Below are 23,271 nucleotides of genomic sequence, written 5' to 3'. Positions count from 1 at the left end.
AGGAGAAAAATATATTTTCTCAAAGAAAACCCCGCTAAATTATAGATGAGAACAATCAAAAGTCAAAAGCAGTTATCATTTTCATAAATGAATTCACATCGTCAAATTCAGTTGTGCTGATTACTTGATGATTTTGATCAGTGTGATAACAGTAGGGCGTGCTAGGAACTTTATACTTCTCTACGAGCTCTTTTTTTGTAATCGCATATATGGTGAAACTCGAATTATAGTAAGTATCAAGTTCTTTGACTTCTTCAACCGTAGCAACGATATATAGGACTAGATTAATCTTTTCTTTATTGTGCTCTGCTGTACTAGCCTTTTGTATGGCTGTGATGACCTCAATACAATCTTGGCAAGTTAAGGATAAAAAAACAACATTGCTTTTTGGCTGACGGTCATGGTGAGGGAACATTTCTCCTGGTCGAAATGACTCTATTACATTTTCGCTTCCGTGTTGAGCATCCTTAAATAGTTGTTTGAACAAGCCCATTATATTCTTCCTCCATTTTTTGACTCTGATATAAGTTGTAATATGTTCCTCTTGAATTCATGAGTTGATGATGTGTCCCAACTTCTACTATTCTCCCATTATCCATAACAATAATTCGATCAAAAAGTTTGCATAAATTTAAACGGTGAGTGATAAAAATTAAATTTTTTCTTCGTTCTTCTTGAATATACGTATTAATAAATTTGAATTCTGACTCCGGATCCAACGCGGAAGTGGCTTCATCTAGGATCATAAATTCGCAATCTTTATATAATGCTCGTGCTAAAGCAACCTTTTGCCACTGACCACCTGAAAGTTGTCTAGAACCTTCATATTCGTATCCCAATACAGTATTCAAATCAATATCAGGAATGAGGTTTGAATATGTTCTTTTAATGCTGAGAATCTTTTCAATATTAGGTTTATCAGAAAGAGAGATATTTTCTTTTAATGTAAAAGGGTATTTCATAAAATCCTGAGTTACCATAGAAAAATTGCTAAAATATGAGGTTGAATCTAACAATTTTATATCTATTCCACCAATAAAGACAGTTTGAGCTTCAATATCGTGTAATCCAGCAATAATTTTAGATAAAGTCGATTTTCCAGATCCATTACTGCCTACAATAGAGATTTTTTCTCCACTTTTAATATTTAGATGAATTCCATTAAGAGTTTTAAATTTTTGGTTAGGATACTGGAAGTTAAGGTTTTGTATGGATAAATCTTTTGATCTTATACTTACACTATCTTTACTTTCTATACCTATATTAGAATATTTTCCAAAAAAATCAACCAATTTCTTAGTTGATATATGATATTGCTTAATTTGTCTGTAATAACTTGCAACACCATAGAATGAGGATTCGATCATGGTAATTGCTGCTAAAAGTGAAATGTAATCTCCGAATGATATTATTTTATTCATTAATGCAAAGACTAGAACAGACTGATTTAACAGCAGGCCCAAGTTAGATTGAAGGCCAAGGATGAGTTTTTTTACAGACTCATGTCTTTTGTATTTTAATGTTTGTATAATTTCTTCTCTATACGATTGATCCCAATGGTTCAGTATAAAAGGCTTAGCAGAAAATATCAGTATTTCTTTAATAGCTAATGGTGTTAAGAGGAGGCTTTGAAGGATTGAACGTTTTCTAGAAACTTCTGTAGTTTGTTCGACAAATTGATAATCTTTCACTGCCAATTTAGATTCAGTGAGCAATTTAGGTAAGTTGAGCAATAATATTATAAAGGGAAGAAACCAAATTTTCTGAAATATAACAACGAAATAGAAAGTTATGGAGAATAAAAGACTAACAAATTGTAGAAAAGATAAAGTTAAACCTGATATAGAATCGAATCCATACTTTGCGATGTTCAATTCATTTTGATACTTAGGCGTTTCTACATTTGTAATAGTTTGTGGATTAATTTTATTTAAGAATATGGTGTCCAGATTAAAGCTCATTTGAATACGTACTTTATCTTGAAAGTATGTATTAATGACTTTGATTAAATTCATGCCAATATACACTGAAAAAAGAAGACCCATCCATAGAACAACTTGTTGGGAATTAATTGAATTACTTACTAACGTATCTGTTAAATGTTTTGTTACTTCTATCTGACTTGTAGAAAGCAATGCAGTTAACAAGCCTAACACAAGAATTGTCACGTACAATCTCCAAGAATTATGATGAATTTCTTTTTTTAATAAATTAAACTTCATAATCTACCTCATAATTTCCAATTGCAAAGGTTCTATCAGATCCTGAAATGAATTCATATCTTGAACAGAATGTGTAGTGACAATTTTCATATTACAATCAATTGCGAAACCAACAGGTAAAAATCTCATTTTCAAGTATTTATTCATGATATGAGGTGGAACTAAATAGAATTGAGCCCTTTCTTTAAAGTGATTGATTAACATTCCGATGCTAGATGGATCGGAGTCTAAAAGAACTACGATATTTAGATCATGATTCTTCTCAGTATACTTATCAATAACTTCTAGTGTTTGTTCACACAAGTCGCAATGAGTGCTTGCTAAAAATAGTATTAAATGATCTTCAATTAAGTCATGTAAGTTGGTGTGGTCAGAGAGAGGCATGTTTGGTAAAAAATCATCAATTTTGAGAATATCTAAGTCATATTTTTTCAAGAATTCAGGCTTTTCCATTTAATATCGCTCCTAAGTTTTTAATTATCATCATAAGGAGAAACCAAACATTCTTACATAAATAAGCCCTAAATTTTATATAATATTAATTATTTTGTTGAAAATATAGACTTTATTGTTAATTATGTGTTAATTATTATATATTGATAGATTATAAACCAGGATTTAGTATATAGCTTCATAATATATGCTAGTACTGATTCCTAAACTTAATCTCTTTGTATGAATTAAAGATAAATATAAAATTTAATTTTTATCCATAAGATAAACAATGTCATCATTGCTGCCTTTCTCTCTTCAAACAAAGAATTGCAGAATCCGCACAGAGTGTCGTGACTACAATTAAAGGAGGGATTTTATTGTCGACACTTATATGGAAGGATTATTCAGTTATATACACCGCACAAATTAACACACTACTATTAGAGACGGGAGGATTCATTATTGTTTCTGATGTTCATTCGTTTCTAAGTGTTGATCAGAACTACATTAGGTGCATCATCCTTGATTGTCCAAATTTCTCAATTAATGATTTCATTTTTCTAAGAAGAAAAGTGAAACAAGGTATAGATATAATTGTTATTGATCAAGACTGGAATAAGGAATTACATAATTTCTTGAAGAATCAGCGTTACCAATTAAAAAAAAGAGAAGCTGCATTTAATGAATTTAATTCTTCATCGTTTTGTTGTGAAGAAATGATTCAAATAAACAAAATGAATAGATCAGTGATTATTCAAGGAAACATCGAAGTTGAAATGACTAAAAAGGAATTTAATCTATTTTATTTTCTATTTGAAAATAAAGGACAGATTATTAATACAGAGGAAATAATAAAAAGAGTTTGGTCAGGGCTAACTTCCGAAGCAAATGTATACATGACTATTCAAAAGATCAGAAACAAGGTCGAAATCAATCCTAAGTCTCCTGAACTATTAGTCACTAAAAAAGGAGGGGGATACATTTTTAATTATCCAAATCAAATTTAGGATAAATTTATAGATTTATACAATTGTTTTTTTATAAACTTATGAATGTAAATGACAGAATAAATGAGAGGAGGTAATAGAATGGCATGTCCTTCTGGATGGACTCGTATTGGAACATGTACTGACTATTCTTGTAGTACATCTTCTTGTGACAATCCCGCTTATGCTGGATTTGTAATCCAATATAAGCATACTTATGACCGTTGCTCTCAAAGTGGAACAACGAAATGCTACTATGTGACTAGTACTTTTGAAGATTGCGAGTGTAGATAATAAAAATTAAGAAAGAACGCCTGCAATATACCGCAGGTGTTCTTTAATTACTAGGATTTTTGGAATGCATGTAAAGCTAATGACTATGTACCAACCGAGAAATGGAGTTCATATGAAAATTTTATTGTGGACCGATAACCTAAGTTTCCTAGCATATGTACAATCATTATTTAATGGAGCGTCTATTATTACTGTTAGTAGCAAAGATGATTTGCAAAAAATTCATTTAGGTGAAATAGAGAAAATAATTCTTCATTTATCAATGGTTAGGAAAGAACATGAATTGCAATATTTAATAAATTTATACTTAGGGGCTATAGCGGATATTTATCTGTATTATGATTCGACTAATTGTGTTGATAAGACATTTAGAATTCTTGGTAAAATTGGAATAAATGTTCAAAAAAATGTTTTGCTGAATACAAAAAAAAGTATTTATGCTTCAAAATTACATTTAGATTTTGACAGAAAAGCTGTCTTAAAAAATAATAAATGTATTGATTTAAGTTCTAGGGAATATCAAGTTCTTCAATTTCTCATTAATCATTGTAATAGTGTTGTTTATACAACCGAACTCTTGAAATCTGTTTGGAAAGGCTTTGGTTGTGAAGCTAATGTTTATATGACTATACAAAAAATAAGAAAAAAAATAGAGGAAAATCCAAAAAAACCTAAATATTTATTAACCAGAAATGGTGGCGGTTATATTCTGAAATTATAAAAATTGAAATAAAGGAAGGATTAATCATGAATTTACCATTTAAAAAAATGAATTATAGACCCTCAGTACTTCAAGTTGGTGAACTGCTGCCGAATGTACTAATTCATGAGAAAACAACATATCTATATGACTTTATTAAAGATGAGTATCTAATGATACTATTATTAAGTGTGTCTTGTAGATCTTGTGAGAGTGCACTCGAGTCTTTGGTTGAATTCAGTAAAGAACATACAGATGCTAACGTCCTTATTTTAATTGATGCTCCAGAACGAGAGAAAGAACTTTTAGAAACCATTTTTAAAAGTTATCAAATCTGTTCCTTCAGCTCAGAAGCAATGAAAGAACAACTTAATACAGGTACCATACCATGGTTATACAGTATTGATAAAGAAGGCTTTATCATAAAAAGCTACGTTTGTGGTCTGGATTATTACAATTTAGCAATACCACCATACTTTGATTATTCATAAACGTAAGGCCTACTTACTGTAACAACGCTCAGTTAATTGGAGTGTTAGTAGAAACAGCTATCTTCATACAATCGTAATACGTATGCTAACAGTAGAGTTTTCCTCTGATTAGCGAAGATTTTTATGATTAGACGCAAAGGCGACTGAATTTCAAGATAAATTGTTTTTTGAAATTTTTTACGTTACAAAATAGAGAATTTTTATGGTGGAACCTAAAATGTATGTTTGTCTTTCGATCTGATTACAGGAGGTCATAATGGGATTAACATTGATTCTTATAGATTATTTTTTTTCTTTTATCTTTTTCGTTTCCTTTTATTTCAAAGCAAGAAATATTTTTAACTTTTCATATGAAATCAAGAGTTACAACATTGTTCCGTCATCTTTAGCTCAAGTGGCTGCTGTCACTGTAATTATATTGGAGTTCCTGTTAGCAATCCTATATGCATTTCACGTTCTTAATCCATATAAAGAAGTTGCAACAATATGTTTATTCATATTTTTCACAATTATTACTTACAGGAAGAAACGTGAAAGCGGAATAGAATCATGTAATTGTTTTGGGAAAGTGAGCTTTCTAAATAAAAACCCAATTTTGCGAAATATATTTTTTATTGTTCTATCGTTAGTTCAAATCATTATTTCAAATCAACAAAGAGACATCAGACATTCACTATATTTATTATTGGCGTACAGTATTTTTATTGTGATTTTTGATATTTGGGATACTTTGAAAAAAATCAAGAAACTGGGGCCAAGTTTATGAATATTCTAATAATAGGTATTGTTCTAGTTGCATTAATTATTGTTTTGATTTTGATTAATCAAAACTTAAAAGATATGCAGAAGGCGTTATTGTCCAAATGTGTTTCTCAACTTAACCTAAGTAGTACTGATTCTTATAACTTCATTTTTTTAAACTATCGAGCGCAGGAATTCCAAAGTATTGAAGAAAAGTTGGCTATTGGAACATTTCAAAACACAATAGTTATCTTTGATGGTCCTGAATGGTTATTTAAAACCAAACAGAAAAAATTTAAACATATTAATTTATTACATGCCTCTACTGTTATGGTTGAACCGTCAATCTATAAAACTAACGTTGCTTACATTCTAAATGGAAGAAAATTAAAAATAATTGAAAATGCAAATAATTACTTATAAAAGATTTAGATATTATTTATTTCCAAATCTTAAATGTGGAATATAATAGGAATATCCCTAGTATAAGTTTTATATTATTATGATTGGAATACAGGGATATCGTTTCTTTGAATTAATTAAACTATTATTAAGAGGAGGAAATAGAATGGCTGGGTGTCCGAGTGGTTGGTCTTATGTAGGGAAATGTAACCAAAATAGAACATGTGAAGACGGTTGTGATATCTGGGGAATAGGGTATGTTCATAATTATGACCGCTGCAAAAATTCATCCGGAACTACAAATTGTTTTTATGTGAGTTCAGATTATGAAGGCTGTGACTGTAAACATCCTTAAGTCTAGTTTACAAGTTTCGTCGAAATGATCGTTATAAGAGTAGTAGGAGACCTTTTCATCAAGATATAAATCATCTAAATTCTCTTCTCAAGTCAAGTTCTTTTCGAAAGTAAAGGACTTGACTTGCTCTTTGAATCATATAGTAAGTTTCGTCATTTGGAAGTACTACTGATTCCGTCCTTATCTGTTCCATATGTAAATACATACGAATGAGTGTTACAGATTTATAAAGAGTAGTCTATGTTAGAAGATAAATCGTATGGGGCAGTTTTGGGAAGTATGAACAATAGTTAAAAAGCTTTTTGTTATCTAATTATATATTTAAATTATTGAAAGATGAGTAGGAGGTTTAACTATAGAATATTATTATGAAAATTATAGAAATAATTGAAGTTCTCTCGATAAGCGACGAACCTTTTTGTGATTCACCACGAAGCCTTCCTTTCCTAACGCGTTTCGCATACGTCAGTAGCCAGAATAAGGACGAAGCTGGTGAATACCTAAAAAAATATGTGCTTTTATATGTGCATCCCAATCTACTTGTTTTTCTCTTAGGACAACACTCTTCATCCATTTGTAGTGACCTGCGCGATGAATTTAAGCAATTTTACACACCCAACCACAGTGCCCACTTGTTTATTCCTTGAACGGGCTGGCATTGGGCTTCAAAATCCAGCTTCCCTCTCCGTGCAAATTCGTGTTGAGCTTTTTAGAAATATTCTACCTGCGCTTTCAGATAAGCCGTTTCTTCTTCTGCACTAAAAAGGTTCTTCGTCCAACGTCCACGATAGTTCTCAGAACCCTCTCTGTTTTGGTTATTGCGAACCTAACCTCAGAAAATCTGATTCATATTCTTTTCTGTGTATTTACTGACAACTCAAGACGTAAATTTAAATACGGCCATATGCTGAACAACACGTAGGGTGTTGTGAGAGGTCGGCTATTCAACGAATGGGTAACCTCCTATTCAATTGAAGATAGAGAAGCGAAGAGGATGTTAAACTTGCTAAGACTTCATAACTGAAATCTAACGTTGACGTTAACGTTAATAATATATACAATTATGTACATAACATTGTAGACATATAAAAAGAAGTAGAGGTGAGGGAAATGAGTTTATATAAAATTGACGACGTAGCCAAGGAGTGCGGTTTGACCAAGCGAACCATTCGGTATTATGAAGAGATTGGTGTCATGCCTTCACCTAAGCGGACAGATGGCGGTACGCGGTTGTACACTCGGGAGGATATCGATTATCTGAAAAAGGTGGTTCGCGCCAAAGAGGTACTTGGATTCTCCCTTCAGGAGTTACATACCTATGTGGCAACAGCAGATGCCTTGAACGAACAACGTTTTGACTACCAGCAGACGACCGAAGTAAGAGAACGGATCGAGAAGCTTACCGCGATGGAAACAACGCTGGATGGTCAGCTGCAACTGATTGAGCAGAAACTTCAGAGCATACTTGCCGTACAGACTGAACTGGAAGAGCTGCGTGAACGCGTTCGGAGCGGTATTCAGAAGTTACAGGCACATGATCCGCAGGGTAATGAAGACGGCTAACCGAATTAGTATCTATTTTCAAATAAACAAAACTGTATACACATAATCGCTACATGGAGTGAGCACCATAGTACCTGTGGCGATCCTGTACAAACACCGGATGTTTCGGTGTCATTTGTGCCGTTTTGTTACCTCTAATTCTGAAAATGTATAGAATGTTTTCATTATTTTCACGGTTGTTTTCAAATGAAAAGTTTCACCACATAAATTATTCACAGGAGGAATTACGTATGAAAAGAGAGCCATCATTACCGGACGAATTGCCGTCATCACGTGGGGGCCTGTTATCCCAACCACGAGCGGTATGGGCGGTTGCCTTTGCATGTATCATATCCTTTATGGGTCTGGGTCTGGTTGACCCGATCCTGCCCGCGATTGCAGATCAGCTGCATGCTTCGAAAAGCCAGGTGTCACTGCTATTTACCAGTTATAACGCTGTAACCGGGGTAGCGATGCTGATTACGGGTGTCGTATCCAGCCGGATTGGTGTGAAGTGGACGCTGCTCAGCGGTATATTGTTGATTATTATCTTCTCGTTCCTCGGCGGTACCTCAGACACGGTAGGTGCACTGGTCGGTTACCGTGGCGGTTGGGGACTGGGTAATGCCTTGTTCATCGCAACGGCGTTATCTGCCATTGTGGGACTATCCACGTCGGGGACAGCCAAAGCGATTATTTTGTACGAAGCAGCGCTTGGTCTCGGGATTGCGGTTGGACCGCTGCTTGGTGGTGAGCTAGGTTCCATCTCTTGGCGTGGCCCGTTTTATGGGGTGGCTGTTCTGATGGCGATTGCCTTTATAAGCATTACATTTATGTTGCCCAAGATGGCCAAACCGAAAACACGCAGTTCTTTGTCCGATCCGTTTAAAGCATTAAGTTATCCTTCACTGAAAACATTGGCGATTACCGCCTTCCTGTATAACTTTGGTTTCTTTACCTTGATGGCTTATTCACCATATGTCATGAATCTGGATGAGCACGGCTTGGGTTATGTATTCTTTGGCTGGGGACTGATGCTGGCAATTACGTCGGTATTTGTAGCTCCAAGGTTACAACGCCGATTCGGATCGGTTCCTTCGATGAGTGTCATGCTTACATTGTTCGCGATTGATCTGGTTGTTATGGCAGTAGGTACGGTGATGGGTTCACCAACTACCGTTATTGTGGCAGTCATTGTAGCGGGGATTTTCCTTGGGATTAACAACACATTGATTACAACGGCTGTTATGGAAGCTGCACCTGTGGAGCGTTCTGTTGCTTCTGCTGCATACAGCTTTGTTCGTTTCCTGGGTGGTGCACTTGCTCCATGGCTTGCGGGTAAATTGTCCGAGTGGTTCCTGCCAGAAACGCCGTTTTATTTTGGTGCATTAATGGTTCTGGTTGGAGTCGTGGTACTGCTGGTGCGCCGTCATCATCTGCGGGATATCGATTCCGCCATTACATCTCATTAATTCACAGGAGGAATTGCAATGTTGAAACGTATATTGGTTGCTGTTGATGGTTCGGATCATGCTCATAAGGCTTTGGAACAAGCTCTGATCCTGGCTGAAGATATGAAACATCCCGCAAGTCTGTTGATCGTGCATGTGAATCCGGCTATCTCTATCAATGAACCTGCATTGGGTGTTGATCTGGAAGCTCGGATTGCCGAAGAAGGGCAACATATTATAGAACCGGTGACTAATCAGTTGTCCGGGCGTGACATTGCATATGAAACGCTGTTGATTGCAGGTGATCCCGTTAATGAGATCTGCCGTGTGGCGCGTGAACGAGATTGTGGAATGATCGTGATGGGCGCGGCTGGGAAAGGTATGATCGCAGAGATGATCGTGGGCAGTGTCAGTCATGGCGTGTTAAAACATGCAGAATGCCCCGTCCTGACGGTTAAATAGGTTGTGAAATCCTTTATAATGCAATAGCTCAAGATTGCCACAATGGCTCATCAGGCACGTTACAAGCTATGATTGCCGAATACCGTAGTGGGTTGATGGCACGGAAATAGTGTATAAATAGATTATATAAATTGAACTGAACTTTTACATGAGACTATGGTTGTTCTGTCATCGAAGTGGCAGTGTAATATTCTTAAGTTCAATAGGCTCTAAAAGGATGGAGGATGCAGCATATGAAAAAACAACATCTGTTTATCGGTGGCCAACCGACCGAATCTGTAGATTATAAAACACTTCAAGCACCATACTCCGGGGAAACGCTGGCAGAAGTCTCTTCGGCTTCAGCCGAGGAAGCGGAGGCTGCTGTTGCAGCTGCCGTTCAGGCTGGGAAGGCAATGCGCCAGATGCCTGCACATCAGCGTGCAGATATTCTGTACAAGTTGTCCTCCATGCTTGAAGAACGCAAGGAAGAAGCAGCGCGAATCATAGCGCTTGAAGCGGCGAAGCCAATTACGGCAGCACTGGCTGAGGTTGATCGTACGGTGGAAACGTATCGTTTTGCCGCTGAGGAAGCCAAGCGACTGACCGGAGAGACGGTTCCGATGGATGCAGCCAAAGGTGGAGAAGGACGTATCGGTTATACGATGCGGCAACCTCTAGGTGTCATCGGTGCGATTACGCCGTTTAATTTTCCAATGAATCTGGTAGCCCACAAGGTAGGTCCAGCGCTGGCAGCGGGCAATACGATTGTTCTCAAACCTGCGGAGCAGACGCCTCTGTCTTCCTATTACATCGCTAATCTGCTTCAGGAAGCCGGATTGCCGGATGGTGCACTGAACGTGGTGAGTGGTGATGGCAAAACGATTGGTGATGTGCTTGTCGAGCACCCCCATGTTGCTCACATTACGTTTACAGGCAGTCCAGCGGTAGGCACGAGCATTCGTAGCAAAGCAGGACTGAAACGCGTGACATTGGAGCTTGGGTCGAATGCCTCGGTGATTGTGGATAAGGACGCAGATCTGGACAAAGTGGTTCCTCGCTGTGTGACGGGAGCTTTCACGTATCAGGGACAGGTATGTATCTCGCTACAGCGGATTTACGTACATCGTGATATTTCGGATGAATTCATCCGGCGTTTCGCTGAAGCGGCCAAACATGTGGTGGTCGGAGACCCGCTTGAGCCGGATACGGTAGTCTCTGCCCTGATTACCTCCAAGGATGTACAGCGTACGCTCGACTGGATTGAAGAAGCCAAACAGGCTGGGGCTGAGGTAGCAGCAGGTGGTCAAGCTGAAGGAGGCGTTCTGCGTCCAACCGTGCTGGTTAACGTTCCGCGTGATGCCAAGGTATCCTGTCAGGAAGTGTTTGCACCCATCGTTGTGATCAATACGGTAGATTCCGTTGAAGAGGGTATTGAACATGTTAACGATTCGATATACGGGCTTCAGGCAGGCGTATTTACAAACGATATCCATACCGCCCTCCATGCTGTCGATCAGATTGAAGCAGGCGGAGTTATGATTAATGATATTCCGACGTTCCGAGTGGATCATATGCCCTATGGTGGGGTGAAACAGAGTGGTATCGGACGTGAAGGTGTAAAATATGCTGTAGAGGAAATGACGGAATTGAAATTTGTTATGTTTAACAAAGGGTGATTATCTTCCATTATTTTACTCAATATGCCGTATGCCAATGAAAACATAACCACACACGCCTGTGCCAGAATAATGGCACAGGTTTTTTTATATGAAGATCATGGAAAAAGTTTTCAAAAATACATGCGGATTCTTCGCCGACTGCGGGTTCACATCTGATGAGACGGGTATAACATAGTTAACATACCGCAACATAACTGACCAAACGCCGCTCATATCACTGAAGCATGATGTACCCATCCAGAGCACGAGCGGAATGAAGCGGTACAGCATTGCCGAAAGTCTTATATTCTCTCATTATTCAAATAAAATGCAGTATGAATTAAGCCTGAACTCTGGAGTTGCAGGACAGGCAGGAGGTGTATTCAAATGGCATATTCCATGGTTGACGTATCGGGAATGTCAGGCGTAAGTCTGAACGAGCTGAGCCAGTATGCGGAGACAGGTCTTCTGAATCCGGCATTTGGGGATGTAGATGAGGACATCTATTATGAAAAGCAGGAATTGCTGAGACTCCAGCAAATCCTTTTCTGTAAGGAAGTAGGTATGAAGGAGAATGAGATTGCCCCGATGCTCCGGGATAATCCTCAGGATGTCATACGCATCATGAAGCAACATCGCATTGATATTCTGGAGAAGGCATTGCGTCTGCATGGATTGATTCAGACACTGGACAAAACGATCTCTCATTTGCAAGGTGAACAGGAAATTGATGAACATGATCTTTATATCGGTTTTGTAAATAAGGGGCGTCACCAGTTGCTGAATGAATCGGGTTCTGAAGCTGTAGTCACTAATGATATGAACCATGTGCAGACAGACGGTGCTCAGAGGTCCGACATCCAATCTTCCAATTCATCCACATTACCTGAAAATCAGGAGATGAAGTCAAAAGAAGATTATCTGGATTCCCAGGCGAAAATTGATCAAGTTCATCTGGACTTGCAACAGGCCATTGAGGACGGATTGGAGCCCGGTAGTGCAAAAGTACAACAGATTATTGGCAGGCATCTTGAATGGATCAAAGGTTATTATACACCCACCGCTGAGATCTATCGGGATTTGGCCAATCTGTATGTAGAGCATAAAAATTTCCGTCAGATGTATGATGGTTACCACCCGAGGCTGGCTGAATTCCTGCGGGATGGGATGATGATTAAAGCGGAACATGATTTATCCTAGATGCATAAAGTAACATGGGCGAGCAAGAACATGGGTGTGAATCATAATGGATAACAAAGAGCGCAGACCTCTGAGAGGACTGCGCTCTTTGTTATTACGGGTTCTTTATCATCGTGTGTGATGAGACTCCGATCACCTTATTCATCATTTCCTAAAGGGGTATGGTTGCCTCCAACTGCTCTGTGAGCAGGCTTACGGCTTTCTCCAGGAAGACGCGGTCTTCGTCGTCAAAACGGTTTTTGATCGGGCTGTCGATATCCAGCACCCCGTACAGTTCGCCGTTTTTGATAATCGGCACGACAATCTCACTGTTGGATGCTGCATCACAGGCAATGTGGCCTGGGAAGGCATGAACATCATCAACGACCAGGGTACGTTTTTCCGCAGCAGATGTGCCGCATACACCACGTCCCAATGGAATTCGGATACAGGCAGGCAGTCCTTGGAATGGCCCAAGGACCAGTTCTTTTCCATCATACAGATAGAAGCCGACCCAATTTGTGTCGGTCATAAATACATTGAGCAGCGCAGCAGCGTTCGCCAGATTGGCAATCGCACTAGGTTCATCGCGGATCAGAGCACTTAACTGTCCCAGGACGGCGGTGTGCTGCTCACTTCGTGTTCCTTCATAGGAAACAGCTTGAAACATGGTAAATCACCCTCCCGAGCAAAATGGTACTTATTTTCAAGATAGTGCAGAGGATGCGGTTAGTCAAGCGGAGGATTTCGGAAAGGGAAGGGAATACCTGAAGAATCCTCCTGTTTCTCAGCTTCTTACGTGGGGTAATTACTTAGCAACCACGGAGGGCTATAACCCGGGAAGGAGCTTGGCTTATGCATGCAGAGGTACAGAATCTTTTTGTACGGATTCATCTACTATATTTCGCGCAAAATCAGGATTTGAACGTTAGCGAGGCACTGCCCCTATTGGAAGAACGGGGATATCGCGTTGGAGAGCGGGAGATCAAGCAGGAGCTTGAACACCTGACACAGGAGAATTTCCTGACCGCCCACGGGGACCAATGGAGCCTGACCGGGACTGGCATCGAAGAATTCAAGGAAATCACGGCTGTGTTTGGCCGGGTTAGCGATGAATTACTGGGGAAGGGCAAGAAAACGTCCAAAGCTTAAAATCATTAGGACAAGCCATGATTCCGTAATTCACTCAAACTTGAATTGTTCCATACGTACAATAAGACCGGGAGCGACATTGGCCCGGTTTTTTGACGTGTGTGCATGACTGAATAGTTGCCATTCGGCGCAGGTTATGATTAGATGACTAGTGAATATTATGGTCTGCGGAGATAGATCGGATCGGAGTGTCTTTATATGTATAAATGCAAAGGAAGAATTCCCGAAATGGAGACTGCGCGGCTTCGTCTGCGTAAAATGCGTCGCCGGGATGCGGCCCAGATGTTCGCATGCTGGTCAGATCGCGAGGTGACCCGTTACATGAATCTTGCACCCATGATTGGGACAAGCGAAGCGGCGGACATGATTGGGCTGCTCAACCAAATGGCAGGAGAAGAGGATGCGATCCGGTGGGGGATCGAACTCAAAGAAACAGGCAAGCTCATCGGCAGCTGTGGATTCAATACATGGCAGCTTGAAGGCGCATTCCGGGGTGAGATTGGTTATGAGCTGGGACGTGATTATTGGCGCCATGGTTATATGACGGAGGCTTTCTCCGCGTTGCTGCCCTTTGGGTATGAGACCATGGGTCTTAATCGAATTGAAGCGCTGGTTGATCCGCGTAATCTGGCTTCCGGCGAGTTCCTGACAAACCGCGGTTTCACGCGAGAAGGGTTGCTGCGACAGGTGCAACATACGTCAACCGGATACAAGGATATGGTGATGTATTCGATGCTGTATGATGAGTTCCTTCGCAAGCGAGGTAAATAAAAGAGACAATATATAATTGCTTTTAAATTTACACGTAAACGAAGAAACAGAACAAAGCTGGAGAAGCGAAGCGATCGCCTTTAAAGCTTTCTGAAAGAAAGCTACATCGGAAGCATACGCTATCACCGGATTTCTCCTTTAGAGAGGAGAAGAAAAAATCTGGGGATAACAGCGATTGGAAGCTTGTTCTGGTTCGTAGTAGAGGTGTAAATTAACGTACCAATTATATAGAGAATGAAGAGAGAAGGGTTTGTGTGAATGCAACTGGAGGTTTGAAGCGCAGTTTCATCTTGACGGGGCTGTTGCTCGCGACATTTCTGTCAGCGATTGAAGGCACCGTAATTGGTCCGGCAGGGCCGACCATTGTCAGTGAACTGGGGAGTGTACAGCTGCTGAGCTGGATTTTCACCGCATACCTGTTGACGATGGCTGTGAGTACGCCCATTTTCGGTAAAATCAGTGACTTGTATGGACGAAAGCCTGTATTTCTGATTGGCTGTGCCTTATTTTTACTGGGTTCACTCTTGTGCTGTCTTTCGCAGAACATGGAGCAATTAATTATTTTTCGTGCAATACAGGGGATTGGTGCGGGTGCGGTAGTTCCTGTTACATTTACGATTATCGGGGACATCTACGCCATTGAAGAACGTGGCAAAATCCAAGGCTGGATTAGCTCCGTGTGGGGTATTTCCTCTCTGGCGGGACCGCTGCTTGGCGGTTATTTTGTAGATAATCTCGGCTGGCAGTGGATCTTTGGTTTTAATGTGCCATTTGGTCTGCTTGCGATGTGGTTTGTATTTCGTTATCTGAAGGAAGATATCTCTCCGCGTACAGCCAAAATTGACTATGTTGGTGCGCTGACCTTCACGGTGGGCATTACCGCATTGTTGTTTGTCCTGTCGGCGGGTGGGCAATATTATGCCTGGAGTTCGCCGTTGATTGTTGTGCTGAGTGTGGTCGCCGCTCTGTTTATCATTTTATTTTTTGTGGTGGAAAAAAGAGCTCAGGCTCCAATGGTTCCACTACATCTGTTCCGAATTCGGGACATCCGTGTGGCGAATATCGCTGGACTGCTGACCAGTACTTTGATGATCGGCCTGACCAGTTATTTGCCGCTCTGGGTGCAGGGGGTTCGGGGAGGTAATGCGACGGAATCCGGGCTGTTGCTCGCACCGATGTCGGTGGGTTGGCTCATTGGTAGTGTGATGGCAGGCCGTCTGTTAATGAAAATTGGATCACGTATGACCGCATTGATTGGGTTAACCGGTATTGCGATTGGATCGGGTGGACTCTTTCTGGTGGGCGGAACATCCCCGCAGGCTGTGCTCTTTATATTGACCTTTATTTATGGTCTTGGTTTCGGTTTTGCGTTTACGATCTTCACCATTATTGCGCAGTCTTCTGTAGGATATAAGGAGCGTGGCTCCTCTACGGCATTGCACACGTTCATGCGTACGTTGGGACAGACGATTGGTGCAGCGGCTTTTGGCACTTGGTTAAACTATCGGATCTCCACGTTATCCAGTGAACAGAATCTGGCGGAGGCGGGAATTTCGGAGAGTGATCTGAACGAACTGCTCGCACCACATACGGATGCTGCCCTATCAGATGACAAATGGGCGCTGCTGCGTAACGTGCTGGAAGGAAGCTTGCATTCCTTGTTTGTGATTATGTTTGTCATTGCACTGGTCTCGTGGGTAACGACGCTTGCTTTACGCAAACGTTTAATTGTACCCGAAGATGCAGATGCTCCACCGCAGCCACAAGGCTCAAAGTAAAGTGGATGTATACGAAAAACCGGATTCGCCGATGTCAGGCAAATCCGGTTATTTTTGTTGATGGCACATGTGCAGTGGATTAGAGTATATTTTCAAACTCAGGCAAGCGATACGTTGGGGGATGTTCGGATCTGAAGTATTTTGAATTACAGGCTGGCTGATCCTGGTGAATTGTCCAGACGAATTTCTAAGGAACGGAGGACGTCTTATTTGACTTTCTACTCCTCTTTCTAAATTGTAAGGAACATGAGACACGTTATTTCCCGAAATCACCTGAAAAACACGTTGTAAACGGCTGTTTATTCAAAGATAGCATGTGTCAGATTCCTTACAATGCTGCGAGCGCTTCAAACCTCTGAATAAGACGTCACAGGTTCGTTAGCGCTCCCGCTCCGGCTTTCGACAGGTTTAAAGATACGCTCTAGCTGCTCGCTGATAAACGGTCTGCAGAATGTGCAAGCCTTCCCAAGAGTTCGGAAAGCAATTCCTTGTCTTCCTCGCTCAATCCACTTACAGCCCGATCAATCTTCAACGCATAACCTGGATAGATGTCATCCATGGTGCGCTGTCCTTCTTCGGTCAGTTCCACAAAGATGATACGTCTGTCTTGCGGACAATGTTTGCGGTGTAACAATCCTTTTTGCTCCAGCTTATCGATCACATAGGTCACATTACCACTTTGCAGCAGAAGTTGTGCGCCAACCTGTTGAATCGGCTGAGCTCCTTTCATATATAACACTTCGAGTACCCCGTACGCGGTGGGGTTGAAGCCATGCACTTTGCTTCCGGATACAGCGTGTTCATTCACGCTCTTGAATGTCTGGGCCAAGGTGCGGTACAGATGAAGTGAACGTTCGGTTCCGATTTCTTGTAATTCCAGCATGCTGATCCCGCCTTTTCAGATTAGTTTTATAAGTTGAAATGATGAAGAGGGGTCCTCTCCGTTATGCTGTTCATGTAAAAGAGTATTTCAACTTATATGAGTTGGTTAGTTATGTTTGACGATTCAGGTTGTCGCCATGGTTTAATTGTAAACTTCTATTTCTACGAAAAACATGCGATATGTCACAAGATTTGCATTTTTAGCATTTAAAATTTGATCATTCATCATGCTGAAAAATCATCCTTCAGATGTCGCTTTTTCTCCGCCTCTGGCAGGAGGTCGAGTTAAGGGTTGCTCTATATAATGAGTTCATACTATGAATTGGAATATAATGGAGGAGAAGAAGGATGACAAGTGATTTAACGTTTGAAGGACAACGACCGCTGAAGAATAACCGATCTTTTGTAACATTGATGGTGGCACAGGCCATTTCCAATCTGGGTGATTGGCTGCATCTGCTCGCAATTCTGACCCTCGTGGGTATCCGCTGGAATGCAACGCCATGGGAGATTACATTTGTCACACTTTCCGCAGCACTACCCATTCTGTTGACAGGGCCATTCGCAGGCACGCTTGCAGATCGCCTGGACCGAAAATGGCTGATGATTGTAGCCGATGGTGCACGGATCATCATCGTGGGTGCGTTAATTTTTGCTGACCAGATCTGGCACGTCTACATACTGCTTGTCCTCAAATCGCTGTTTGATGTAATCTTCTCTCCGGCCAAAAACGGAAAGCTGAAGGAAATTGTACCCCGCGAACAGCTTGCCCAAGCTGTATCCATCAGCTCGGTGATCGAACAGATGTCCAAAATTATTGGTCCAGCGCTTGGTGGACTGCTGGTAGCCGCTTTTGGCATTACCTGGTGTTTTGTTCTCGATTCAGCTTCTTTTCTGATCTCCGGCATCATTTTATTGTGGATTCCTGGAACTCGGGTGATCCAAACCGCAATTCATAACGTAACAGAAGTAGAGGAAGAGACAGCTGGGGATGTTCGCAACTGCTCAAAAGGCTCTTTTTGGAAAGAAACACTTGAGGGTATCCGCATGCTCGCATCTCTCCCTCATGTAGGAACGTCTCTGATCTTGCTTGCTTCAGCCATACTTTTTCTGCAATTTGCCGATTCACAGACTGTGGTGTTATTCAGACAACTTCCCGGAATTTCAAGTGATCTGCTGGGATGGTGCGTGGCAGCAAGTGGCGTAGGTACATTAATTGCAGCGATGAGTGTACGGAAGTGGAAGCATGCAGGGCATGTTTTGAAAATGGGTCTGGGCACCATACTCATGGGTCTGGTTATCGGCGGAGCCGGAGTTATTGTTGGGATTTGGCCGCACGCCGGGCTAGGTGCCAATCTGTTGTTAGTATCCCTCTTTGCCCTGGCAGGTGTTGGAATTGGGTTTGCAATTGTCCCCTTTCAGATCCTGTTGCAGGAACAGACACCTGAGGCGATGACAGGCAGGGTGTTTGGAACGGTAGGCAGCGTGATGACAGCCAGTAATATTATGGGCCCGGTGGTAGGCGGATTTATGGTCACCTCATTTGGTGTAGTGCCGGCTTTTGTCTGTTCAGGCATTTTGATGACCCTGCTTGGTTTGATTTATTTGATGAAACGTAGCGGGGAAAAAGCCGATTTGACTGGCTCCATTGAAGCCAAGACGATGATTGCAGGCGACTGAAAACAGGCCGGATCTGCTCAGGTTAGAACAGTTGAAATGAAGGTTTGAATTTACTTCAAATTTTAAGTTTATGATTATAAAGCGTTTGAGTAAACGCCTTCACGTTTAATGAGGAACAGGCAGAAATCCCTGTATTCTAATTATTCCTAGGGGAAAACTCATATGCCTTGTCCCACCAACGCATTAGCGGAAAGGGGGTGAAGCAACTTGAATGTAAAGTTACCAAAATCGATTATGCGTCTTGGAAGCATACCACTGGCAATACTCGCCGGGACTTTGATGCTGGGGTTTGGATCGTCACATGTATACGCAGACGAGGCTCAGGTATCTTCTGAAAAACCGTCCAGTGGATTGTCGCTAAATTTGTTTTCACGTGATTCGGATGGCGGGTTGAATCTGACTCCGTCAGTATCGGTATCCACACCACTGCTGGATGTTGAAGTTCCTTCGATCAAAGCGAATGAATCGACAGGTAAGCTGAGTGTATCTGAGTTAAAAGTAGATACACCGCTTGGATCGGCCGGAACATCAGAGATTGGGATTGATGCGAAGAAGGGAACCGTCGAACTGCCGTCTGTACAGGCGGATACACAGGTGATCAAAGCCGATGTATCAAGCAGTCAGGTGAACCTCAACGAAGGTACAGCTTCCTTGCCTGGCGTTACCGCAGAGGTACCCGATGTGATCAAGGCAGAGACGTCTGCTGTGAAAACAGATCTTCGGCAGGGTAAGGTTGAATTACCTTCCGTGAAGGTGGATGTACCTGAAGTTACTTCGGTCAATATCTCTTCATCCCGTGTGGATCTGAGTAAGGGAAATGTCCAGCTGCCATCTGTGGAAGCAGAAGTTCCAGTTGTAGACGTATCCGCTGAGCTCAATCCTGATCAGGAAAAGGTGGAGATTCCAAGTGTGAAGCCGGAACCGCCTGTAGTCACTCCGGAAAAGCCGACGCTCGTCAAAACACCGAATGTTGAAACTTCCAATACGAGTGCACTCGCAGATCCTGTTTCACCACAGAACAACGAGGAAGGACAGGACGCAGTACAGGTTACGGGCAAAGTGGTGGAGGTCACCACGGAACCAGAAGTACGTCCAGAACAACCTGCTGTCCCGCAGGCATTGTCTGTGGAAGGAACCGATCTGACGCAGGACTCCGATGTTAGTGCAGGTTTGCCAGACAACGAGTTATTCCTCGTAGATCAGACAACTGCTAAACCATCTGTCACTGAACAAGTGCAGAGTAACCTGGAAGCCAATCTGAAACCAGATGATGATGATGATGCATCTCCATTGCAACCTCGCACAGAACGACCAACCAGTTGGTCTGTTGCAGCAACTTCTCCCGGAGCAGCTAATGCTTCCGCCGGGACAAGCTCCGGTTCGTCCGGTGTAACTGGAGGTGGTGCAACGGCTCCAGCCGCTGCACTTCCGGGAGCAACAACGGGTCTGGTTACGCCAGATTACGATTTTGCTTTCCGAATGGAACGGCTCGATGGGTTCAGTCAATGGTCACAGGCACCACCTGGGAGGCCGCCGCAATATACCTCTTTCTCTTAAGCAACAATGGCGTTAATTCAACCAAAATTGAGAAGGAGTGTATATAATCATGAAAAAAGTGAATCGTTGGGTAAAATTGTCGGTATTGTCGGGTACGTTGGTGGCTGGATTGCTGGGAGCTTCGCAGGCAACTTACGCAGATAGCTATAGCAATAATAGCAGTGGTAATCTGGATCTAAATGCAGGTTTGCGCCTGGAACTGGGATCTCTTCTGTCAGGACACCGTGACACAGGTCACGGGAACAATGGTAGCTACGGAGGTTCATCCAGTGCAACTGGAGCATTGAATCTGGATCTTGGCCTTAACGCCGGCTTATCTTCCGAGAGTATGAACCGTTACAATGATCATTCTTCCGACCACACAGTTGAGCGTAACAGTTCTGGCAAGCTGGACCTTGGCCTGAATGCCAATGTGTCGGGAGAAGGTACAACGATGAACGACTATTCAAGAGGCCGCGATGATCGGAACGTAAACACCAGCTACGCGAGTGAAAGCCGTGGAGCACTGGGTCTTGGTCTGAACGTGAATGCCGAAGGAGAGAGTGCAGCGATGACTCAATCCGAACGCAACAATAGCGTGAATGACCGTGAGCGTAACGTAAACAGTAGCACTGCGAGCGAAAGCCGTGGAGCACTGGATCTTGGTCTGAACGTGAATGCCGAAGGTGAGAGTGCGACATGGACTCAATCTGAACGCAACAATAGCGTGAATGACCGTGATCGTAACGTAAACAGTAGCTATGCGAGTGAAAGTCGTGGAGTGCTGGATCTCGGTCTGAACGTGAATGCCGAAGGTGAGAGTGCAACATGGACTCAATCTGAACGCAATAACAGCGTGAATGACCGTGATCGTAACGTAAACAGTAGCTATGCGAGTGAAAGTCGTGGAGTGCTGGATCTCGGTCTGAACGTGAATGCCGAAGGTGAGAGTGCAACATGGACTCAATCTGAACGCAACAACAGCGTGAATGACCGTGATCGTAACGTAAACAGTAGCTACGCGAGTGAAAGCCGTGGCACACTGGATCTGGGTCTGAACGCGAAAGCGGAGGGAGAGAGTGCAACATGGACTCAATCTGAACGCAACAACAGCGTGAAAGACAGCGAGCGTAACGACAACAGCAGCTATGCGAGTGAAAGCCGTGGCGCACTGGATCTGGGTCTGAACGCAAAAGCAGAAGGAGAGAGTGCAACGACGGCTCAATCTGAACGCACTAACAGCGTGAAAGACGGCGAGCGTAACACGAACAGTAGCTATGCGAGCGAAAGCCGTGGAGCACTGGATCTGGGTCTGAACGTGAATGCAGAAGGAGAGAGTGCAACAATGGCTCAATCTGAACGCAATAACAGCGTGAAAGACAGCGAGCGTAACGTGAACAGCAGTTATGCGAGCGAAAGCCATGGAGCGCTGGATCTTGGTCTGAACGCGAATGCAGAAGGAGAGAGTGCGACTTGGACTCAAACTGAACGCAACAACAGCGTGAATGACCGTGATCGTAACGTAAACAGTAGCACTGCGAGCGAAAGCCGTGGCGAACTGGATCTGGGTCTGAACGCGAATGCAGAAGGAGAGAGTGCGACTTGGACTCAATCTGAACGCAACAACAGCGTGAAAGACAGCGAGCGTACCGACAGCAGCAACTACGCGAGCGAAAGCCGCGGCGCACTGGATCTGAACGTGGATGCAGATGCAGAGAATGAAACTACTCTTGTGGTGGAGACAAATCGGTAATATGAGATTTTCATTGTAATATGAAGAAGCAGGGGCTCCGGAACCCCTGCTTCTTTTTTATTATAAAATTTGAAATAATATGCAAATAGACAAAAGTTTCAGTGTTATTGTTATAACAGTTGAATGGTACAACTAGTGGGGATTAATGAATGAATAGGGTGAGTGAGATGGAACGAAAAGTAACTAAATTCGGTAATAGTCTTGGATTAAAAATGACGGATGCCTTCAAACAAATTGGTCTTGAGCAAGGCGATCTGGTTCAAATCGAAGTAAATCAGTCCAATGGGGAGATTATTATTAAAAAGTCTGCAAAAGTTAATTTGCCTAACGGAATCAGTAGTGATTTTATGGATACATTGGCTGATGTGATGGGTGAATATGATCAAACCTTGAAAGGTCTCAAGGACAGATGATCATGACCCGGTATTTGAGTATTCAAGAGGTTATTGCGATCAACGTCGCTATGATTAAGCGTTACAGTCCTGGAGAGCAGATTGGAGTTAAAGATTCTGGTCTGCTTGAATCTGCTGTGATCTTTCAATCTTTGGGCTAAAACCATCCTTTTCATAATGCTAATAAAAGAACGGCTTTTACCGCATTGGTAATCTTTCTACGTTATAACAATGTGTATCTTAAGATGGATCAAACTTTTGCTGAGGACTTTACTGTTGATATGGTGAACCACAAGTTCACATTTGAACAACTAGTCTCAATTATTCGTACATACTATGTTACTGAAAATGAAATATAATAGTAAGCAATAAGTCATTCATTACTATGATTTATTGCTTTATTTTTTTAAGAAAAGAACAACGTTCA

The 23,271-nt window shown here is 42.0% G+C and carries 22 protein-coding genes and 1 pseudogene; 18 read left to right on the top strand and 5 right to left on the bottom strand.

Going from position 1 to position 23,271, the window contains the following annotated elements; all coding sequences use genetic code 11:
• Positions 1-55: 55 nt before the first annotated feature.
• The 3 genes from C170_RS22355 to C170_RS22345 are packed head-to-tail and all read right to left on the bottom strand — an operon-like array spanning position 56 to position 2,675.
• Positions 56-493, bottom strand: a complete 438-nt coding sequence (locus C170_RS22355; RefSeq protein WP_036614199.1) for a hypothetical protein — start codon at positions 491-493, stop codon at positions 56-58.
• Positions 468-2,222 (bottom strand): ATP-binding cassette domain-containing protein, encoded by a 1,755-nt coding sequence (locus C170_RS22350; protein WP_036614196.1) that lies wholly within the window; start codon positions 2,220-2,222, stop codon positions 468-470. Before C170_RS22350 ends, C170_RS22355 begins: the two co-directional genes overlap by 26 nt.
• Positions 2,223-2,225: 3 nt before the next feature.
• Complete coding sequence (locus C170_RS22345) at positions 2,226-2,675, bottom strand: hypothetical protein (protein WP_036614193.1); 450 nt, start codon at positions 2,673-2,675, stop codon at positions 2,226-2,228.
• Between the two features lie 359 nt (positions 2,676-3,034).
• Between C170_RS22345 and C170_RS30230 the strand changes: the two genes are divergently transcribed.
• The 10 genes from C170_RS30230 (at position 3,035) to C170_RS22290 (ending at position 12,921) form a co-directional block, all read left to right on the top strand.
• Positions 3,035-3,664, top strand: coding sequence for a winged helix-turn-helix domain-containing protein (locus C170_RS30230; RefSeq protein ID WP_051447352.1), 630 nt, complete (start codon positions 3,035-3,037; stop codon positions 3,662-3,664).
• Positions 3,665-4,049: 385 nt separating this feature from the next.
• Positions 4,050-4,658 (top strand): winged helix-turn-helix domain-containing protein, encoded by a 609-nt coding sequence (locus tag C170_RS30225; protein WP_162158989.1) that lies wholly within the window; start codon positions 4,050-4,052, stop codon positions 4,656-4,658.
• A 26-nt stretch (positions 4,659-4,684) separates the two neighbouring features.
• Entirely contained in the window at positions 4,685-5,128 is a 444-nt protein-coding gene (locus tag C170_RS22330; RefSeq protein WP_036614191.1) for a hypothetical protein, read from the top strand.
• 256 nt (positions 5,129-5,384) lie between these two features.
• The gene (locus C170_RS22325) at positions 5,385-5,894 is read left to right on the top strand and encodes a MauE/DoxX family redox-associated membrane protein (RefSeq protein ID WP_036614188.1); all 510 of its coding nucleotides are present in this window, start codon (positions 5,385-5,387) and stop codon (positions 5,892-5,894) included.
• Positions 5,891-6,292 carry a hypothetical protein gene (locus C170_RS22320; protein WP_036614185.1) on the top strand — a complete coding sequence of 134 codons (402 nt, stop codon included), beginning with the start codon at positions 5,891-5,893 and terminating at the stop codon, positions 6,290-6,292. Before C170_RS22325 ends, C170_RS22320 begins: the two co-directional genes overlap by 4 nt.
• 1,444 nt (positions 6,293-7,736) lie before the next feature.
• Entirely contained in the window at positions 7,737-8,189 is a 453-nt protein-coding gene (locus tag C170_RS22310) for a helix-turn-helix domain-containing protein (RefSeq protein WP_036614182.1), read from the top strand.
• 230 nt (positions 8,190-8,419) lie between these two features.
• Positions 8,420-9,640: an MFS transporter gene (locus tag C170_RS22305; protein ID WP_036614180.1), complete on the top strand. Its 1,221-nt coding sequence runs from the start codon at positions 8,420-8,422 to the stop codon at positions 9,638-9,640.
• A gap of 18 nt (positions 9,641-9,658) precedes the next feature.
• The gene (locus C170_RS22300; RefSeq protein WP_036614178.1) at positions 9,659-10,081 is read left to right on the top strand and encodes a universal stress protein; all 423 of its coding nucleotides are present in this window, start codon (positions 9,659-9,661) and stop codon (positions 10,079-10,081) included.
• A 233-nt stretch (positions 10,082-10,314) separates the two neighbouring features.
• Entirely contained in the window at positions 10,315-11,739 is a 1,425-nt protein-coding gene (locus C170_RS22295; protein WP_036614177.1) for an aldehyde dehydrogenase family protein, read from the top strand.
• 369 nt (positions 11,740-12,108) lie between these two features.
• A complete protein-coding gene (locus C170_RS22290) occupies positions 12,109-12,921 on the top strand; it encodes a MerR family transcriptional regulator (protein ID WP_036614175.1) in 813 nt (270 codons plus the stop codon).
• 151 nt (positions 12,922-13,072) lie between these two features.
• Here C170_RS22290 and C170_RS22285 read toward each other — a convergent pair whose 3' ends face one another.
• Complete coding sequence (locus tag C170_RS22285) at positions 13,073-13,570, bottom strand: GAF domain-containing protein (protein ID WP_036614172.1); 498 nt, start codon at positions 13,568-13,570, stop codon at positions 13,073-13,075.
• Positions 13,571-13,755: 185 nt separating this feature from the next.
• Here C170_RS22285 and C170_RS22280 point away from each other — a divergent pair, with 185 nt between their 5' ends.
• The 3 genes from C170_RS22280 to C170_RS22270 all read left to right on the top strand — a co-directional run bounded on the left by C170_RS22280 (position 13,756) and on the right by C170_RS22270 (position 16,601).
• Positions 13,756-14,052, top strand: a complete 297-nt coding sequence (locus tag C170_RS22280) for a hypothetical protein (protein ID WP_036614170.1) — start codon at positions 13,756-13,758, stop codon at positions 14,050-14,052.
• A 198-nt stretch (positions 14,053-14,250) separates the two neighbouring features.
• Positions 14,251-14,823, top strand: a complete 573-nt coding sequence (locus C170_RS22275) for a GNAT family N-acetyltransferase (RefSeq protein ID WP_036614167.1) — start codon at positions 14,251-14,253, stop codon at positions 14,821-14,823.
• A 272-nt stretch (positions 14,824-15,095) separates the two neighbouring features.
• Complete coding sequence (locus C170_RS22270) at positions 15,096-16,601, top strand: MDR family MFS transporter (protein ID WP_026081308.1); 1,506 nt, start codon at positions 15,096-15,098, stop codon at positions 16,599-16,601.
• 421 nt (positions 16,602-17,022) lie between these two features.
• Here the strand turns inward: C170_RS22270 and C170_RS22265 are convergent, their stop codons facing one another.
• Positions 17,023-17,484 (bottom strand): MarR family winged helix-turn-helix transcriptional regulator, encoded by a 462-nt coding sequence (locus tag C170_RS22265; protein ID WP_017690799.1) that lies wholly within the window; start codon positions 17,482-17,484, stop codon positions 17,023-17,025.
• A 347-nt stretch (positions 17,485-17,831) separates the two neighbouring features.
• On the opposite strand from C170_RS22265, the gene C170_RS22260 reads away from it, so the two are divergent.
• The 5 genes and pseudogenes from C170_RS22260 (at position 17,832) to C170_RS22240 (ending at position 23,203) form a co-directional block, all read left to right on the top strand.
• Positions 17,832-19,163: an MFS transporter gene (locus C170_RS22260; protein WP_036614164.1), complete on the top strand. Its 1,332-nt coding sequence runs from the start codon at positions 17,832-17,834 to the stop codon at positions 19,161-19,163.
• A gap of 207 nt (positions 19,164-19,370) precedes the next feature.
• Positions 19,371-20,720, top strand: a complete 1,350-nt coding sequence (locus C170_RS22255) for a hypothetical protein (protein WP_036614160.1) — start codon at positions 19,371-19,373, stop codon at positions 20,718-20,720.
• Positions 20,721-20,769: 49 nt separating this feature from the next.
• Positions 20,770-22,452 (top strand): hypothetical protein, encoded by a 1,683-nt coding sequence (locus C170_RS22250; RefSeq protein WP_036614156.1) that lies wholly within the window; start codon positions 20,770-20,772, stop codon positions 22,450-22,452.
• Between the two features lie 149 nt (positions 22,453-22,601).
• Positions 22,602-22,865, top strand: a complete 264-nt coding sequence (locus C170_RS22245; RefSeq protein ID WP_036614154.1) for an AbrB/MazE/SpoVT family DNA-binding domain-containing protein — start codon at positions 22,602-22,604, stop codon at positions 22,863-22,865.
• Positions 22,862-23,203: pseudogene (locus C170_RS22240) on the top strand (type II toxin-antitoxin system death-on-curing family toxin). The gene C170_RS22245 and the pseudogene C170_RS22240 overlap by 4 nt, the downstream one beginning before the upstream one ends.
• Positions 23,204-23,271: the final 68 nt, after the last annotated feature.

Source organism: Paenibacillus sp. FSL H7-689 (assembly GCF_000517905.1).
In the GTDB taxonomy this organism is placed as follows: Bacteria; Bacillota; Bacilli; order Paenibacillales; family Paenibacillaceae; genus Paenibacillus; species Paenibacillus amylolyticus.
The sequence above is the reverse complement of the archived record's forward strand: the minus strand, read 5'-3'. Positions and strand labels throughout refer to the sequence as shown.

What these genes read in the sequence shown, in the direction of transcription:
- C170_RS22245 (WP_036614154.1), top strand. Translation starts at nt 22,602, where the DNA reads ATGAATAGGGTGAGTGAGATGGAACGAAAAGTAACTAAATTCGGTAAT.
- C170_RS22355 (WP_036614199.1), bottom strand. Translation starts at nt 493, where the DNA reads ATGGGCTTGTTCAAACAACTATTTAAGGATGCTCAACACGGAAGCGAA.
- C170_RS22280 (WP_036614170.1), top strand. Translation starts at nt 13,756, where the DNA reads ATGCATGCAGAGGTACAGAATCTTTTTGTACGGATTCATCTACTATAT.
- C170_RS22330 (WP_036614191.1), top strand. Translation starts at nt 4,685, where the DNA reads ATGAATTTACCATTTAAAAAAATGAATTATAGACCCTCAGTACTTCAA.
- C170_RS22265 (WP_017690799.1), bottom strand. Translation starts at nt 17,484, where the DNA reads ATGCTGGAATTACAAGAAATCGGAACCGAACGTTCACTTCATCTGTAC.
- C170_RS22300 (WP_036614178.1), top strand. Translation starts at nt 9,659, where the DNA reads ATGTTGAAACGTATATTGGTTGCTGTTGATGGTTCGGATCATGCTCAT.
- C170_RS22325 (WP_036614188.1), top strand. Translation starts at nt 5,385, where the DNA reads ATGGGATTAACATTGATTCTTATAGATTATTTTTTTTCTTTTATCTTT.
- C170_RS30225 (WP_162158989.1), top strand. Translation starts at nt 4,050, where the DNA reads ATGAAAATTTTATTGTGGACCGATAACCTAAGTTTCCTAGCATATGTA.
- C170_RS22295 (WP_036614177.1), top strand. Translation starts at nt 10,315, where the DNA reads ATGAAAAAACAACATCTGTTTATCGGTGGCCAACCGACCGAATCTGTA.
- C170_RS22310 (WP_036614182.1), top strand. Translation starts at nt 7,737, where the DNA reads ATGAGTTTATATAAAATTGACGACGTAGCCAAGGAGTGCGGTTTGACC.
- C170_RS22275 (WP_036614167.1), top strand. Translation starts at nt 14,251, where the DNA reads ATGTATAAATGCAAAGGAAGAATTCCCGAAATGGAGACTGCGCGGCTT.
- C170_RS22250 (WP_036614156.1), top strand. Translation starts at nt 20,770, where the DNA reads ATGAAAAAAGTGAATCGTTGGGTAAAATTGTCGGTATTGTCGGGTACG.
- C170_RS22305 (WP_036614180.1), top strand. Translation starts at nt 8,420, where the DNA reads ATGAAAAGAGAGCCATCATTACCGGACGAATTGCCGTCATCACGTGGG.
- C170_RS22345 (WP_036614193.1), bottom strand. Translation starts at nt 2,675, where the DNA reads ATGGAAAAGCCTGAATTCTTGAAAAAATATGACTTAGATATTCTCAAA.
- C170_RS22350 (WP_036614196.1), bottom strand. Translation starts at nt 2,222, where the DNA reads ATGAAGTTTAATTTATTAAAAAAAGAAATTCATCATAATTCTTGGAGA.
- C170_RS22260 (WP_036614164.1), top strand. Translation starts at nt 17,832, where the DNA reads ATGACAAGTGATTTAACGTTTGAAGGACAACGACCGCTGAAGAATAAC.
- C170_RS22285 (WP_036614172.1), bottom strand. Translation starts at nt 13,570, where the DNA reads ATGTTTCAAGCTGTTTCCTATGAAGGAACACGAAGTGAGCAGCACACC.
- C170_RS22290 (WP_036614175.1), top strand. Translation starts at nt 12,109, where the DNA reads ATGGCATATTCCATGGTTGACGTATCGGGAATGTCAGGCGTAAGTCTG.
- C170_RS22320 (WP_036614185.1), top strand. Translation starts at nt 5,891, where the DNA reads ATGAATATTCTAATAATAGGTATTGTTCTAGTTGCATTAATTATTGTT.